This window comes from Centipeda felix, from assembly GCF_900186465.1.
Lineage (GTDB): Bacteria > Bacillota > Negativicutes > Selenomonadales > Selenomonadaceae > Centipeda > Centipeda felix.
Genome location: NZ_LT891957.1, coordinates 112,976 through 128,263, shown reverse-complemented (window position 1 = coordinate 128,263; position 15,288 = coordinate 112,976). Strand labels below are relative to the sequence as shown.

The 15,288-nt window shown below is 47.6% G+C and carries 15 protein-coding genes and 3 pseudogenes; 11 read left to right on the top strand and 7 right to left on the bottom strand.

What is annotated here, in order from left to right:
- Positions 1–43: 43 nt before the first annotated feature.
- A pseudogene (locus tag C1713_RS12320) lies at positions 44–199 on the bottom strand (pyridoxamine 5'-phosphate oxidase family protein); the annotation flags it as partial.
- A 380-nt stretch (positions 200–579) separates the two neighbouring features.
- On the opposite strand from C1713_RS12320, the gene C1713_RS03165 reads away from it, so the two are divergent.
- The 3 genes from C1713_RS03165 (at position 580) to C1713_RS03150 (ending at position 2,589) form a co-directional block, all read left to right on the top strand.
- Positions 580–897, top strand: a complete 318-nt coding sequence (locus C1713_RS03165) for an ArsR/SmtB family transcription factor (RefSeq protein WP_037365557.1) — start codon at positions 580–582, stop codon at positions 895–897.
- A gap of 82 nt (positions 898–979) precedes the next feature.
- Positions 980–1,993 (top strand): permease, encoded by a 1,014-nt coding sequence (locus C1713_RS03160; protein ID WP_102493022.1) that lies wholly within the window; start codon positions 980–982, stop codon positions 1,991–1,993.
- Positions 1,994–2,217: 224 nt separating this feature from the next.
- On the top strand, positions 2,218–2,589 hold the full coding sequence (locus tag C1713_RS03150) for a thioredoxin family protein (RefSeq protein ID WP_102493144.1): 372 nt from the start codon (positions 2,218–2,220) through the stop codon (positions 2,587–2,589).
- Between the two features lie 246 nt (positions 2,590–2,835).
- Here C1713_RS03150 and C1713_RS03145 read toward each other — a convergent pair whose 3' ends face one another.
- Complete coding sequence (locus C1713_RS03145) at positions 2,836–3,771, bottom strand: LysR family transcriptional regulator (RefSeq protein WP_102493020.1); 936 nt, start codon at positions 3,769–3,771, stop codon at positions 2,836–2,838.
- Between the two features lie 122 nt (positions 3,772–3,893).
- On the opposite strand from C1713_RS03145, the gene C1713_RS03140 reads away from it, so the two are divergent.
- The 8 genes and pseudogenes from C1713_RS03140 (at position 3,894) to C1713_RS03105 (ending at position 11,443) form a co-directional block, all read left to right on the top strand.
- The gene (locus tag C1713_RS03140) at positions 3,894–4,706 is read left to right on the top strand and encodes an MBL fold metallo-hydrolase (protein ID WP_102493019.1); all 813 of its coding nucleotides are present in this window, start codon (positions 3,894–3,896) and stop codon (positions 4,704–4,706) included.
- Between the two features lie 430 nt (positions 4,707–5,136).
- Positions 5,137–5,244 carry a 4Fe-4S binding protein gene (locus C1713_RS12660; protein WP_254654993.1) on the top strand — a complete coding sequence of 36 codons (108 nt, stop codon included), beginning with the start codon at positions 5,137–5,139 and terminating at the stop codon, positions 5,242–5,244.
- 98 nt (positions 5,245–5,342) lie between these two features.
- Positions 5,343–7,883, top strand: coding sequence for an excinuclease ABC subunit UvrA (locus C1713_RS03130; protein ID WP_245870951.1), 2,541 nt, complete (start codon positions 5,343–5,345; stop codon positions 7,881–7,883).
- A 5-nt stretch (positions 7,884–7,888) separates the two neighbouring features.
- The gene (locus C1713_RS12140) at positions 7,889–8,098 is read left to right on the top strand and encodes a hypothetical protein (protein WP_102493017.1); all 210 of its coding nucleotides are present in this window, start codon (positions 7,889–7,891) and stop codon (positions 8,096–8,098) included.
- 259 nt (positions 8,099–8,357) lie between these two features.
- Positions 8,358–8,498 (top strand): annotated as a pseudogene (locus tag C1713_RS03120) (magnesium chelatase domain-containing protein); the annotation flags it as partial.
- 7 nt (positions 8,499–8,505) lie between these two features.
- Positions 8,506–8,656, top strand: a pseudogene (locus C1713_RS12605) (secretion protein HlyD).
- 19 nt (positions 8,657–8,675) lie between these two features.
- Positions 8,676–10,103, top strand: coding sequence for a DUF389 domain-containing protein (locus tag C1713_RS03110; RefSeq protein ID WP_102493016.1), 1,428 nt, complete (start codon positions 8,676–8,678; stop codon positions 10,101–10,103).
- Positions 10,104–10,345: 242 nt separating this feature from the next.
- A complete protein-coding gene (locus tag C1713_RS03105) occupies positions 10,346–11,443 on the top strand; it encodes a YifB family Mg chelatase-like AAA ATPase (protein ID WP_102493015.1) in 1,098 nt (365 codons plus the stop codon).
- Between the two features lie 83 nt (positions 11,444–11,526).
- Here C1713_RS03105 and C1713_RS03100 read toward each other — a convergent pair whose 3' ends face one another.
- The 5 genes from C1713_RS03100 to C1713_RS03080 all read right to left on the bottom strand — a co-directional run bounded on the left by C1713_RS03100 (position 11,527) and on the right by C1713_RS03080 (position 15,224).
- Complete coding sequence (locus C1713_RS03100) at positions 11,527–11,835, bottom strand: HTH domain-containing protein (RefSeq protein WP_245870949.1); 309 nt, start codon at positions 11,833–11,835, stop codon at positions 11,527–11,529.
- A gap of 35 nt (positions 11,836–11,870) precedes the next feature.
- Positions 11,871–12,782: an ORF6N domain-containing protein gene (locus C1713_RS03095; RefSeq protein WP_102493013.1), complete on the bottom strand. Its 912-nt coding sequence runs from the start codon at positions 12,780–12,782 to the stop codon at positions 11,871–11,873.
- Positions 12,783–12,843: 61 nt separating this feature from the next.
- Positions 12,844–13,215 carry an ORF6N domain-containing protein gene (locus tag C1713_RS03090; RefSeq protein WP_102493012.1) on the bottom strand — a complete coding sequence of 124 codons (372 nt, stop codon included), beginning with the start codon at positions 13,213–13,215 and terminating at the stop codon, positions 12,844–12,846.
- Between the two features lie 18 nt (positions 13,216–13,233).
- Complete coding sequence (locus tag C1713_RS03085) at positions 13,234–14,067, bottom strand: DNA-methyltransferase (RefSeq protein WP_102493011.1); 834 nt, start codon at positions 14,065–14,067, stop codon at positions 13,234–13,236.
- A complete protein-coding gene (locus C1713_RS03080; protein WP_102493010.1) occupies positions 14,067–15,224 on the bottom strand; it encodes a DNA methyltransferase in 1,158 nt (385 codons plus the stop codon). Before C1713_RS03080 ends, C1713_RS03085 begins: the two co-directional genes overlap by 1 nt.
- Positions 15,225–15,288: the final 64 nt, after the last annotated feature.

Below are 15,288 nucleotides of genomic sequence, written 5' to 3'. Positions count from 1 at the left end.
CTAAGAAAGATGCCCTTCAATCATCGGTATGGGGCAGCAACACTCAAATCGTCACCGTTCCACTGTGTTCCATATCGACGGTCACTGTCGCAGTGGGAAATGTGATCTCGTAGACAATGAGTGCGTCACCGACCGCAGCAATTGTTTCGTCGTAGCCCGGAATCTTTGCTGTGAATGTATCGGCGAGGTCGAAGATACTGCGCTTCGAGCAGGGAGTTTTAGGTTGGCGTTGGGAGAACTACAATGGTTTCTAATCAAGATTGACGTGACTGCTTGCCTAAGAAGATGATAAACTCCAACAAGATGGGAAATTGATCTCTATTAGGGGAATCTACACAATTCTCTTTTGGGGGTTCGTTGTAAAATGAAGTTGAACAGCTAAACAAAAACAAAATCCATAGTGACATCCCGTGCTATAATGCTCATGTGCGGCAAAGTAGCACACAAGAATTTTGCAGACAGCAGGCCCTATTATTCCGTATCTGTTTATCAAAATTTAGAAAAACTATAATTTCATATTGACTTTTTTCGATTTGAAGCATACACTTAAATCAAGAAATTTGGATTTGAGGTGAGAGCATGGCAACTATTTATGAGGAAAGAGCAAAAATCTTTAAAGCTTTAAGTGATGAACGTAGATTACGCATTTTAGAACTTTTGCAGAATGGAGAAAAGTGTACTTGCACTTTAACCGATGAAGTGAATATGCCTCAATCTTCGCTTTCCTATCACATGAAAATCCTATGTGAAGCAGGTATTGTGACAGGTCGTGAGGACGGTAAATGGACACATTACCAAATCAGCAAGCAAGGCAGTGAAAAGGTACTGGCTTTATTGAAAGATACGATTGCTATTGACGAAACAAATATGAGTTGTAATAAGTGTTCAAACACCTAAAAGCCGTTCCAATATGGCAACGGTTTTTTTTTAGGAATATCAAATCGAAAATTCTTGATTTATAAGAAAGAGAGGTTAGGATATGCAGGCACTAAAAAGTGTTTGGGATTTCTTTCAGAATGAAATCCTCGGTATGAAATGGCTAAACCAACTGATAGGAAATCTGTTAGAAGCATGTGGTCTATCTACTGAAACTCGGTTAGGGGGAAGCGTTCAGTTTTTCATCTACGACACCATAAAAATTATGCTATTGCTGGGCGTTTTAATTTTGATAGTTTCGTATATTCAAAGTTATTTCCCGCCTGAGAGAACCAAAAAGATATTAGGGAGATTTCGAGGAATAGGGGCAAATATGATAGCTGCCCTTTTGGGGACAGTTACGCCGTTTTGTTCTTGTTCGTCCATTCCATTATTTATCGGTTTTACCAGTGCCGGGCTGCCGCTGGGTGTTACGTTTTCTTTTTTAATTTCTTCTCCTATGGTAGACCTCGGCTCTCTTGTACTCCTTATGAGCATATTCGGCTGGAAAGTGGCAATCGTGTATGTTCTGCTCGGACTTATAATTGCTGTTGCAGGAGGGAGTTTAATCGAAAAATTACACCTTGAAAATGAAGTAGAGGAATACATTAAAAATGGAAAATCTGTTGATATTCCGCAGGAAGAATTGCACTTTAAGGATAGACTTCATTTTGCATGGGAACAGGATGTATCTACTGCGAAAAAGGTTGCACCTTATGTCTTGATTGGTGTAGGTATCGGGGCTATTATTCATAACTGGATACCGGAAGAAATCATTGTTAAGATACTCGGAGCTAATAACCCATTTGGTGTAATTATCGCAACTATTGCCGGAGTACCCATGTATGCAGATATTTTTGGAACAATTCCGATTGCAGAAGCACTACTTGCAAAGGGCGCATTGTTGGGCGTTGTTTTATCTTTTATGATGGGCGTTACTACTTTGTCCCTGCCTTCAATGATTATGCTTCGTAAAGCTGTAAAACCTAAACTTTTATGGATTTTTATCGCAATCTGTACTGTCGGAATTATACTGGTTGGCTATCTCTTTAATGCCATTCAGCCAATACTAATTTGAAATGAGGTAGAAAAATACACTGCGAAAATGTAAAAGAATGTATTTGTCCTAAAATATCGTGCCAAAATCATGGGAGGTGTTATGCTTGCGTCATAAAGCACCGTACAACGGATAGTTTGCCTTATTGCTTGTTCCCGGATAATGGTGGGGATAAAAGCAATCGAAATCATTATGAGGTTTTGAAAAAACGCTTTGAAAGCGAAAAATAAATGGAGGTATTCATTATGTCATTATTTAACAGAAAAAACAAAGAAGAAAAAACGCCTGCGTGTGCTTGTAATGCCGGCTGCCCGACAAGCGAGGCAACAGAAATCAAGCTGGAAAAAGAGTGTTGCGGAAAAACAGTGGACGGAATTTGCTGTATTAAGGTTTTAGGTTCTGGTTGCAAAAGCTGTCGTGCACTGTTAGAAGCAACTCAGGAAGCGGTTCATTCAATGGGACTTACTATTGAGATTGAATATGTTACAGACATGGAAAAAATCATGCAGTATGGAGTAATGAGTATGCCAGCTCTTGTTGTAAATGAGCAGGTTGCTTCTATGGGAAAAGTGTTGAAATCAAAAGAAGTAGAAACACTTTTGAAAAAATTGATTTAGCAAATCCAGCCGAGCCGATCAACGGCAAGTGAATGGGCTGCGCCCACCGTTGACAGCCCCGTCTGTCCTTGCTGGTGGGTAATCAAAGGGGGCTGTTGCACGAAACAAACGTGCAGCAGCCTCAAATTTTGTGCAAAAAACACAGAAGGAGGTGTTGCCCCATGAGTGACCGACTTCTCCCCTATGAAACCATTGTAAAGGCACATGAGGGCGACCCCATAGCAATAGAATGGTTCTGTTCATCAGTTACCATATGATACGATCCTTTCTCGTTTTTTTCAGCCAATCCAAGAGGAATTGACGGAATGTACGCGCCGCTTCGGTGAGGATGACGGTCTTGTCCTGTATGAGGCATACCTCCTGCCCCACATCTTTTCCGTCGCCAAGTTCTCGCATGACAATGTCCGGCTGTCTGTTCATGACGGCTGCGTAGTCGTAGCCGAGATTGATCGCAGGATTATGACGCAGCAGATCAACAATGAGGGATTCATCGGCAGTTTCGGCTAGAATCTCGATTTTGAGACCTGGCAGGAGAATGTGTTTGTCGATATTATGACGGAAACAGTGATAGGCGCGTCCTTTACTGATGATCATTTGTCCGTCGAGATCTGTGTAGGAGATACGGCTCTTTTCTGCCAAGGGATGATGCGCAGAGAGACGAGCACAGTAGCGGGAGAAAAAGAGTACGTCCCCTTGAAAGCGTGTCTGATCAAAAGGGGCGGTGACAATGGAAAAATGAGATCGCTTTGTTAGAAGTCCCTCCATTGCATCGTCGTCTGTTGTATCGACAATGCTCAGAATAATGCTCGGATGAGTAGTATGAAAATCCTGTAGAAATTGCGATCCAAGATAAGAAAAGACGTGATCCAGTGCAAAAATGGTAACAACACTTTTTGAATGGGTGGCGAGGGATTTCATGCTTTCGATGGATTGATATTCATCCAGCATACGTTGAACGTGGGGCAGTAGCGCTGCTGCATAATCGGTCGGAATGATTCCGCGTGGGGTACGGGTGAAAAGCGGCTGCCCAAGCTCCGCCTCCAATGATCTCATCGCTCTGCTGAGACCTTGTCTTGCAACATAAAGATGATCTGCTGCCGTCTGGATATTGCCGCAGCGATAGACCTCAATAAAATACTCCATCTGTTTTCGATTCATCTTCATACCTCCCAGCTTTTTCATCGTTATCTATTTTACCGCAACAATATTGTTTCGGCAAGCCCCGTTGTTTTTCTTGTTATCATTTGGGAAGTTCGATATACTGCTGAAACAGATCAACCAAATGATGAACAGGAGGAACACTTATGAAACTCACACAGATTCGCAATGCAACGAACCGTTTGGACTATGCAGGGAAAGTCTTTCTGATTGATCCGTGGCTTGCACCGAAACACCAGATGTCATTTGTCGATATTCCGGACATGCCGTTCCACATCCCCGATCCGATGAAGGAGCATCTTCCGATGCCGTTCTACAATTTGCCGATGGATATGGGGCAGATTTTGAGCGGTGTCGACTACTACATCGTTACGCATCTGCATCCCGATCATATTGATATGGCACCGGACGGGACGGTCGGTGCGCCGCTTGATAAGGCGGTTCCAGTCATCTGTCAGTCGGAGGAGGATGCCTCTGTTCTGCGGAGTTCCGGGTTTTCAGAGGTAATCGTCCTGCCGACAAGCGGTATGGAGTTCGGTGCGGCGAGACTGACCCGCGTCCCTGCCCTGCACGGCACCGTTGTTCCGTGCGGTGACGCGATGGGGATTGTGTTTGAGGCATCGGAGGAGAACACCTTCTATTTGGCAGGGGATACGGTCTGGTATTCCGGCATAGCTGAGACACTGCGGAACTATCAGCCTGAGGTGATTGCCCTGAACTGTTGTGCCGCAGAGACCGTGGAAAATGGACGCCTCATCATGAACGATGAAGATGTTCACTGCGTTGCAATGACTGCGCCTAACGCCCGTCTTTATCTGACGCACTTGGACAATGTCGCACATGCTGCGCTTACGAGGCATACACTGCGAGGATGTTTGGCACGTCGCGGCGTGGTGAATTATGATATGCCGTCCGATGGTGCGTCGGTTGAATATAAAGCCGCAACAGCCAGAGCTTAATTCCTGTCATACGGTAAATTCCGCACACAACAGAGATTCCAATCGCTCCACTTAGCGTTTGGAATCTCTTTAATTCCGTGATTCTATTTGATAGGAGCTTGTATGCCCAAAGTCGCCATGACACCAAAGGAGAATCCGCTTGGTGTCGCACCTGTCGGGGGACTGATTCAGAAAACCTCTTTATGATCGGATTTGGGTGGGAGATTGAGGGTGCGGCACTCGCCACAGTCGTCATCCAAATTATATCGTTTCTCATCTTGCTTCCTTGTCTCTTTGGTTTGGATGGCGTGTTCTACGCGGGATCCATCGCGGAAATTCTTGCATTTATCCTTGCAATGTCGACAATGTATCGGCATTGGCAGGAGTTGATACATATGGAGCAAGATGTTCCTACTTAGGAGGTTCACGGATAAAATAAAGTCTATTAGACTTGGATGTCATCGCCGCAGCGCATTGTCTGCACTGCGACCTGTGCCATGAGAGCTGTCCTGTGGAGGCAATCGAGCGTTTAGGCAACACAGCGTGTTCTGTGTTATGATTTTTTTATTTGAAATGCAGGTGGCTGCTGTTTGAATATGTGCGGCAAGGCGGTATGATGATTTCGGCAGCACAAAGAAAGCGAGGAGGCATGTGGTAATGGAAAAGCAGCCGATGGCGATTGAAGTCCGCGGGGCGCGCGTCCACAATTTGAAAAATATATCTGTCGATATTCCGCTGCATCGGATTGTAGGTATTGCGGGCGTCTCCGGCTCGGGAAAGTCCTCGCTCGCACTTGGCGTGCTTTACGCCGAGGGTTCACGCCGCTACCTTGAGGCATTGTCAACGTATACGAGGCGGCGCATGACACAGGCAGAGAAGGCATGTGTCGATGAGGTGCGCTATATCCCTGCGGCGCTTGCGCTGCATCAGCGCCCCGGCGTGCCCGGGATGCGCAGCACGTTTGGAACCTCCACGGAGCTGCTGAACATTGTGCGGCTGATGTTCTCTCGTTTGGCAAGCCATCGCTGCCCGAATGGCCACTATGTACCGCCGACGCGCAAGGTGGCGGCGGAGCAGGAAATCGTCTGCCCGACGTGCGGCGCACATTTCTATGCGCCGGGTGCGGAGGAACTCGCGTTCAACAGCGGCGGTGCCTGTGAGACGTGCGGAGGGACAGGTATTGTGCGCGTCGTTGACGAATCGACGCTCGTGCCCGATGACTCCCTCTCGATCGACGAGGGGGCGGTGCTGCCGTGGCAGACGCTCATGTGGTCTTTGATGAAGGAAATTGCACAAAAATTGGGCGTACGGACGGATGTACCGTTTCGTGAGCTGACTGCACGGGAAAAGGATATTGTCTTTCACGGATCGCCCGACAAGGTGCATATGATCTATCAGATCCAAAAGACCGGTGCGGCGGGGGAGATGGACTTCACCTACTTCAATGCGATTTATACCGTAGAAAATGCACTTGCGAAAGTCAAGGATGAAAAGGGCATGAAGCGTGTGGAAAAATTCCTGCGCCAAGAAATCTGTCCGTCCTGCCATGGCACGCGCCTCTCGGATGCCGCACGTGCGCCGCGCCTCGCCGAGCACTCTCTGCCGGATGTCTGCAGGATGACGCTGACGGAACTTGCGGCGTGGATCGCAGATGTTCCAAAGGCTATGCCGCGGGATATGATTCCGATGGCGGAAAGCATCTGTGAGAGTTTCCGGCATACGGCGGCGCGCCTCATGGAGCTTGGACTCGGCTACCTCACGCTCGACCGCGCGGCCTCGACGCTCTCGACGGGGGAGCGGCAGCGTATGCAGCTCGCGCGTGCCGTGCGCAATCGGACAACGGGCGTGCTCTACGTTCTTGACGAGCCGTCCATCGGACTCCATCCCTCGAACATTGACGGACTGCTGAACGTCATGCGGGAGCTTATGTCCGACGGGAACTCCATCGTCCTCGTCGATCACGATGTGCAGATTCTGCGCAGCGCAGATCATTTCATCGAGCTCGGGCCGGAGGCGGGCGCAGGCGGCGGTACGATCATCGCGCAGGGAACACTTGCAGAGATGAAAAAAAGTGCGAACTCACGCATCGGTGGTTTTCTTGACGGCAGGAAAAAGGTGCAGGTTCATACACCTGCGGCGGCCGAGGACATGTTCAAGCATGGGCGGATTGTGCTCAAGACAGAGCAGATTCATACGGTGAAGCCGCTCTCCGCCGTGTTTCCGCAGGGACGGCTGAGTGTTGTGACCGGTGTTTCTGGCTCGGGCAAGACGACGCTCATTCTGGAAAGCCTGATTCCGGCACTGGAAGCACAGCTCGGCAGGACATCGCTGCCCGCGCATGTCCAGTCGATTGCCGCCGACGGTGTGCGGCAGGTGCGGTTGATCGACGCTGTACCGATTGGCGCCAACGTGCGCTCGACCGTTGCTACCTACGCGAACGTGCACGATGAGCTGCGAAAACTTTATGCGCGCACGCCGGCAGCAAAGGAGAAGGGGTATAAGGCCGGGGATTTTTCCTATAATACGGGAAAACTTCGCTGTCCGACCTGCGACGGAACCGGCTCGATCAGCCTCGATGTCCAATTTCTGCCCGACGTCACGATCGACTGCCCCGACTGCGGCGGATCCCGATACCGCAAGGAAGCTGCCGAGATTCTTCGTGTGCCGCGCAAGGGGAAGCAGCCGTGCTCGCTCCCCGCGTTGATGTCCCTGAGCGTTGACGAGGCACTGGCGGTTTGCAGTGATTTGAAAACGGTGCAGCGGCGCCTTCAGATCCTGCACGATCTCGGACTCGGATATCTGACGCTCGGTGAGGCGACGCCCGGGCTCTCGGGCGGCGAGGCGCAGCGTCTGAAGCTCGCGAGCGATATGGGCAGGGGGCAGGAGGGCTCTGTATTCGTCTTCGATGAGCCGACAATCGGTCTGCATCCGCTCGATGTAGAGACGCTGCTCAGTGGGCGCATGGGATCGGCATTCGTGTGCGGTGTTCAGAGTCGACCGAACTGCGCCGCAACAATCAAGCATTTTGCCTGCAACAATCAGGAAACGAACCGCTATACCTCGAATAGTGTTCTGGGTCTGCGTGAGATCTATCTGAAACCGTTTGAGATCTGCGTGCGGGAGGCAAAGCCGCGCACCGTAATGATGGCGTACAATCTTATCAACGGGAGCACGCATCGAGCAGCAGAGAACTTCTGACCGATGTGCTGCGCAATGAATGGGGATTTGACGGCTTTGTCATTATGGTGGTATTGACTTACGAACTCTATGCGGATACCAATTTAATCAATATACGCTACAACTGCGTCGAGGTCTTTCAGAAAGAGGGCAATGAATGGCGCGTGATCCATTCCACACGGTCATTTATCCGCCCTATGGACATGGACTTTGGGTATGTCAAGAATGTTGTGTAGGAATCGATGGCAAGATGACAGCGCTGAATTTGTCAGTGCTTCCTATAGATCGGAAAGAGGGAAGTCTAGCGAGGGAAAAGCAGCCGATTGCAATCTAAGTGTGCAGAGCGCACGTGTACAATCTGAAGGAGAAATTCATCGATATTTCACTGTCCCATTCGGTATTTTGATCACGTTTTCTTTTGCAAAGAATCATTAGCCATCTTGCCCTTTCTTGTGTTATAATTTTCTTATATTTGAAACGTAGGAGGGAATGCCGTTGTTTGCAAAGACCTATGGTGCGACGACCCTCGGGATCGATGGACGGATTATCGACGTTGAAGTGGATGTGTCGCCCGGGCTGCCGGGGTTTGAACTGGTGGGGCTTCCCGATACGTCAGTGAAGGAATTAAGGAATCGCTGATAAAATGAAGTCTGTCAGATTGGTGCAGATTTTTTGTCCTACCAAGGAGACAAACCGGACGCATAGCAAAGGCTATGTGGAGGATTTGTCGACACAGGCAGGGCGAAAACAGATGAATCAAGATGGCAGTACTGAATTTATCAGTGCTTCCTTAACGATGCTTGTAAGAGCGTAATGATAGAGACCGAAGGAGCTGTTTGTTTGATTTGGGAGAAACTAAAAGATTTTTTTGACTTGCATGGTGACATTGCGTCAATACAGGAGATTACAGAGCGGATCAATGCCGGCGTGCAGTTTCGGGGGACGAATCTCAGTGTCCTGATGCTGGCGATCTTTATCGCCTCCATTGGGCTCAATATGAACAGCACGGCGGTCATCATCGGTGCGATGCTGATCTCTCCGCTGATGGGGTCGATCCTTGGAATTGGCTATGGGCTTGCCCGTTATGACAGCACATACATTCGTTCCAGTGCAGGAAGTCTGCTCGCCCAGGTGATCATTTCGGTTGCTGCATCGACGCTTTATTTTTTCCTCACACCGATCGATGGCCCTTCGTCGGAACTGCTTGCACGAACATCGCCGACCATCTGGGACGTTTTGATTGCTGTCTTTGGCGGCCTCGCAGGCATCATCGGCGTAACACGCAAAGAGGGCGGGAATGTCATCCCCGGTGTTGCGATTGCAACAGCTCTGATGCCTCCTCTCTGCACCGCAGGATATGGCATTGCTACGGGCGTTATGGCGTACACCGTGGGTGCACTCTACCTGTTCTTTATCAACAGCTTCTTTATCTGTCTGACGGCGTTCATCGTCCTGAAAATCATTGACATTCCCTCCAAGATAGAGCGCAACTCCGTGGAATTTTCAAGACAGAAACGCTACCTGATGGCCTTTGCAGTGCTTGTCACGCTGCCCAGCTGTTTCTTTGCGTATCAAAGCGTGCAGGAAAATCTGGAGAACGAGCAGGCGAAGATTTATATCGAGGAGAATTTCAAAGCACCGCCCCGTCTGGCAATCTCCTATACGTTGGACAACGAGAAGAAAATGCTGACGGTATTTACGGTTGCAGGAATAGCGGAGGACGACTTGGCGGCATTGACGGAGAAGCTGCATGAAAAGAAATACCTCAGGCCGTTCCGGTTGGAGGTGTTTTCTGCGGAAACGGTGGAAGAGAGAGAAAAGATGGAGGCAATGATCGATCAAAGACTCGGCGAGGTCGAAAAAAGTGCCATTCCCTCTATGCAGGAGCAGCAGACCGTGACCGCACTCAAGTCTGCCCGCGAGGAAAGTGAGAAGAAGGGGACTTACATCTTGGACTGGAACCGTGAGGCACGCATCGTATTTCCGCAAATCTCCCGCATCGCTGTCGGGAGTGTACGCGTACCCGCCGGGACTGGGGATAAATCGGCTGCTCTGAGTGAAACGCAAATTGCGTTCATATATCTGCAATCGGATATGGACGAAGCGTCGCGTGCTCGCTTGACCGAATGGATTTCGGACAAAGCAAAGAACCGTGTAGAGGTGCACTTCCTTCCTGAAGTCCCGGCAACAAATGAAAACAAAGGAGGAACTGTATCTGAGGACGGAGTCCACATATCGTGAAAAAACATGAAACTACATAATCATTCAGATTGTGTAATTCTGTGCGTTTTTCATTGAGGCTCTTCATGGAGAAGGAGCCCATCTTTTTCCAGATAAGCTCCAAAGTTTATAACACACAAGAGAGATTCCATTCGCCCTACTTAGCGTTTGGAATCTCTTTTTTCTTTGCAAAGAATCATTAGGCAACATACCCTCTCTTGTGTTATAATTTTCTTATATTTGAAACGTGGGAGGGAAGGCAGTTGTTTGCAAAGACCTATGGTGCGACGACCCTCGGGATTGACGGACGGATTATCGACGTGGAGGTGGATGTATCGCCGGGGCTGCCGGGCTTTGAGCTGGTGGGACTTCCCGATACGTCGGTGAAGGAGTCGAAGGAGCGGGTACGGACGGCGATTCGCAACTCTGGCATCCAGCTGCGGCAGGAACGGGTGACGGTGAATCTTGCGCCCGCCGATGTGCGAAAGGACAGTTCGGGGCTTGATCTGCCGATTGCCGTTGGCCTCCTTGCATCCTACGGTATGGTTCCCGAGACAGCGGTGCAGAGTGCACTCTTCTCTGCGGAACTCTCCCTCGATGGAAACTGTCGTCCGATCAGCGGCATTCTCCCAATGGCGATTACGGCACGTGAACATGGTCTCACAGAGCTTTACGTTGCTCCCTCCAATGCAGACGAGGCACTCCTCATTGATGGACTGAAGGTCTATGCGGTCGAGAATCTGGCGCAGCTTGTGCGCCATCTGACGGGAACGGAAACGCTGACTCCTGCTGAGCCACACCCAACAGAACAGAAAAAGGACGCTGCATTTACCGATGACTTTGCAGATGTGCAGGGACAGTATCAGGCGAAGCGTGCGCTTGAGATCGCAGCGGCAGGAGGGCATAATGTCCTGATGGTCGGCGTGCCCGGTTCAGGCAAGACGATGCTGGCACGTCGGATGTCTTCGATCCTGCCGGAGCTGACGAAGGAAGAGGCCATCGAGATCACGAAGATTTACAGTATCTCGGGACTGCTCGGCAAGGATACGGGACTTGTGACGACGCGTCCATTTCGCAGCCCGCACCACACCTCCTCGACGGTAGCGATGATCGGCGGTGGGAGCATCCCACGTCCGGGCGAGGTGACACTCGCGCATCACGGCGTGCTCTTTCTCGACGAGCTGCCGGAGTTCAGCAAGAAGACGCTTGAGGTACTGCGAGAGCCAATTGAGGATCGTCAGATTACGGTGTCGCGTGCGAACGCAACACTGACGTTTCCCTCTAGTATCATTTTGGTAGCCGCGATGAACGAAGTAACGTCGATAACGATACAATGCAACGACGAACGAGATTCTGCTTAATGCTTTATTGAATCACACAAATCAATTCCATAAAACTATAGGGTCGAGTGCATGGGAGTTTCTTATGCCTCGACCCTATAGTTTCAATTGTTGATTTTCCAGTGTCCGAATCGCTTGTTGCCGATGCGCTCGATGCTGCCTGTTTCACGAAGCAGTTTTACCTCGTGCTCAATTGTTCTTTTTGTGACACCTAGCCTTTCTGCCATTTCAACCATTGTTATTTTAGGATTAGCTACGACCAGTTCCAGAATTTTATACGCTATACCGACATCCAAACCGACATTATGTCGGTTTGGGGATTTAGGATGAGAGACAAGTGGACTATGGGGAGCCTTAAAATGAACTCGAAGTCCATTTCTTCGTAATTCATAAAACGGAAGGTCTGCCCCCAACTCCTTGCAGGCCTCGCAGAGCTGTGAATGTCTTTTCACAAATGTGTCAGAAGTTCCTGTAGGAGAGCCTCATCTTGCAAAAGCGTGATGGCAAAACATTTCTTTCCGGCATCTTTGAGCGATGCGCCGATGTGATATGCCTCTTGGTGGTCAAGAATAAGGAAACGATCGTGAAAGGCATTGGTGTGATTAATGGTAAGCGTTGGATATTGACTGTTGAAGGTCGCAACATCTGCTGCCGTCAATCTCGTATTGTTGAATGTGTGGATTTCCACGGAAACATTAGCTTGTTTTTTTGCCAGCAGATTGAGCGTTCCTATATCTACATAGCCGTCAATGAGAATGATGTCCTTGGTTGCCTTTTGAATCAAGCTCGCCAATAAGCTGAATGCATCGTAGATTTGCCCGTTGAAGAATATCTTTTGACTGGACTCCGTGTGGGCGTGGATAAAGTCAAAGACTTGCTCGAATTTTTCATCGGTTTCTTTTTGAGAGACGAGTTGCTTTAGCTCCATTCGTTCTATGCGCTCGAAAAGATGGGCATTGCTGGCGATGAAATGTCGCATCTCAACAAAAGCCCGCATAATGCCGATGCTGACCTCTATGGCGACATCACTTCGCAGTACTCCGGACAGCATGGAAATCCCTTGCTCGGTGTAGACGTAGGGGAGATAGCGTCTGCCGCCATGCACAGTGTCACTTGAAATCCCAATTTGGGATTTCAAGATTTCAAACTCATCTTCTGTGAGTTGAAAGCGAAAATCCTCTGGAAAGCGACGGGCGTTGCGGGCTACATTACGGTTCAGTATCCTTGTTTCTACCTGATAAAGCCACGCCAAATCTGAGTCTAGCATGACTTGAATGCCACGAACGGTGTATACCAAATTCCGTATGTGGCTTGTGTCTATCGGCGCTATGGATGTCTGATCAGGGGCTTTCTCACTCATAAAAGCTCCTTTCCTTTTGAGGTGCCAAATTGGGATCTCAAATTTTGCTGGTGAATAGCAATTAACCAAATTTTCTTGAGGTAGTCTTTACTAATTCCACAGAAATATTCCTGCGGAGAATTGCTGACAACATAGCTATACTCTGTTCGGTAAACGCGTAAGGAGGGCTTCGCTGCCCGCCATATGCGGAACTTGACATCACAATTTGTGATGTCAAGTTTGCCTCCTCCTTGGTTAACTGGAAGCAATATCTTCCGGGAAATCTTTTCTGATTCCGCTTCACAGCCTGATTCAGGACTCGTGTCTCCACTTGGTAGAGCATAGCAAGGTCGCTGGCAAGGATTACCTGTTGACTGCGCGTGGTGTAAATAAGTCGGTTGATATTTGTAGTGTCCGTGGTCGCCGAGATGGAGACAGACTGAATTTCTTTCATAACTGTCATACTGTTTGTTTATGTAGGAGAACAGTTCAGGGTGCTTAGGCGTTCTGTAGCAATATCACACCATCTTTGCTCAAGTTCGATTCCTATCCACTCGATTTTGTGACCTTCTCTATTTAGCTTCTCGCAGCATACGCCTAATGTACCAGAACCATGAAATGGATCTAAGATGGTGCCTCTATAAAATCCATTTGAATCCTTGGGGCAAAAGGCCTTTATAATTTCAGTAATGAGGGATTCAGGCTTCTGGGTCGGATGAGGTGTTTTTTCATGTTTAAAAAGTTTTCCCGCGAGAGTAGGGAATGCCCATACGTCACCACGCATTGCACCAAGAGGGTGGGGAGTCCACTTTACTCGCTCGCCTTTAGAGTTCTTGTAATAAACAGGGCTTTTTAGGCGTTCGGTGCTTTTATATGGAATACGAACATCATCAACGTTATAAATCCAGTCTTTAGGAGACTTTGAAAACCACAGAAATGGCTCATATTGGGTAAGGGGAGCCGTGGTCAACCTACTAAAACCGTTTTCGTAGTACCAAATATTCATGCGTCGATAATTCAGTCCAACTTCATACATGATGGATTGAATGAATCCAATATAGTGATGGATGCCAAACCATATTATACTTCCCTTTGGTACGAGTAGATCGCGACATAGTTCAATACGTTTTTTAGAAATTTTCAAGAAGGCCTCTAGTGAGAGTTTATCGCTGTCATTTCCAAAATTCTTATTGAGGTTATAAGGCGGATCCGTCAATATAAGGTCGACTTTGAGATTAGAATTTAGCATTTCTTGAAGGAGAATATCTGAATTTCCACAAACTATCCCAGTATAATGCTCCTGCATTATTTTTTTTCCTTTCTAAAAATCAGTATGTATTGGTGATGAATATTTTCGACATAAGCAAAAGGATATCCATACGGCAAGAGTGTTTTATGATTTTGAAGTAGAACTTTAACACCTTGCAGCGTAATCTTGTAATTATCTTGAGTTGTTCTACCATTTAGTTGCTGAATTAAATCACTATGGAAACTAATAAACTCAGATTTATTTCTGAAATCAGAAACTACTAAGCACATATATTTTTTTGGGCGAAGGAGCCTACCACATTCTAAGAATACATCATTGACAAGAATGTGAAGAAAATCTTCGTAGTTTTCTATATTCGCAAGGTCGTTTTTATCATCATTAGAATAATTAGTAGCTAAGTTGTTCGCTAAGCGCTCTTTTTTTACTTTGTAGTCGGCTTTTTTATTTAGTATTGACCAATAAGGCGGGCTAGTTACCATAAAATCGAACGAACAGGCATCTAGTTTTTTTAGCTCTGCTCGAGTATCTCCAAGAATAAAAGTATGATTTTTAGATGTACTTGTACCTATTTCTACTTCAAGACGCTCAAGTGCTAATTTATGCCATTTCTTTTGTAGTTCAATACTTGTGCATATACGTCCTTCTAGCGCACAAGCTTTTGCGGTCGAACCAACTCCACCAAAGGGATCAAGTACCTTCATTCCTTTTTTTGTAAAGAAGGAAATAAGGTGTGTAATATCTTGAAATGAGAAGGGGGCAGGATGCTGGCGTTCAATTTGTGCATGTGGATGTTTAGCACCAAGTCCTTTCTGATAAAAGAAACTTTTTGTTTCAGGAAGCCATTGTGAACCATTTAAATCATTTAATGTATTTCTTGGATCTACTGGTTTATTATCAAAAAGAGAGTCAGTTATTTCGGCAACATCAGTTTTTCTAAGCGTAGCCCCGGAGGGCGGGGGCTCCACTATTTCTTCTGATTCCGTACTGAATCGCATCTGATATGGATTTTGCGGAGCAATAATACCACGACTTTTTTCTCTATACTCCTCCAGTTGTTTTACAGAGAATCTTCGCTGTCCTCCAGGTGTTTTTGAAGGTTGAAGAATTCCTTGATCCACCATTCTATAAATAGTTGAAGTGCTGATCCCAAGCAGTTCTGCTGCCTGTTTTGTTCCTACTATGTTTTTAGACATACAGTTTCGCCTTTCTGCGTAATAATAACTATTCCACATGATACTCTAAAAGGCAATACTTATC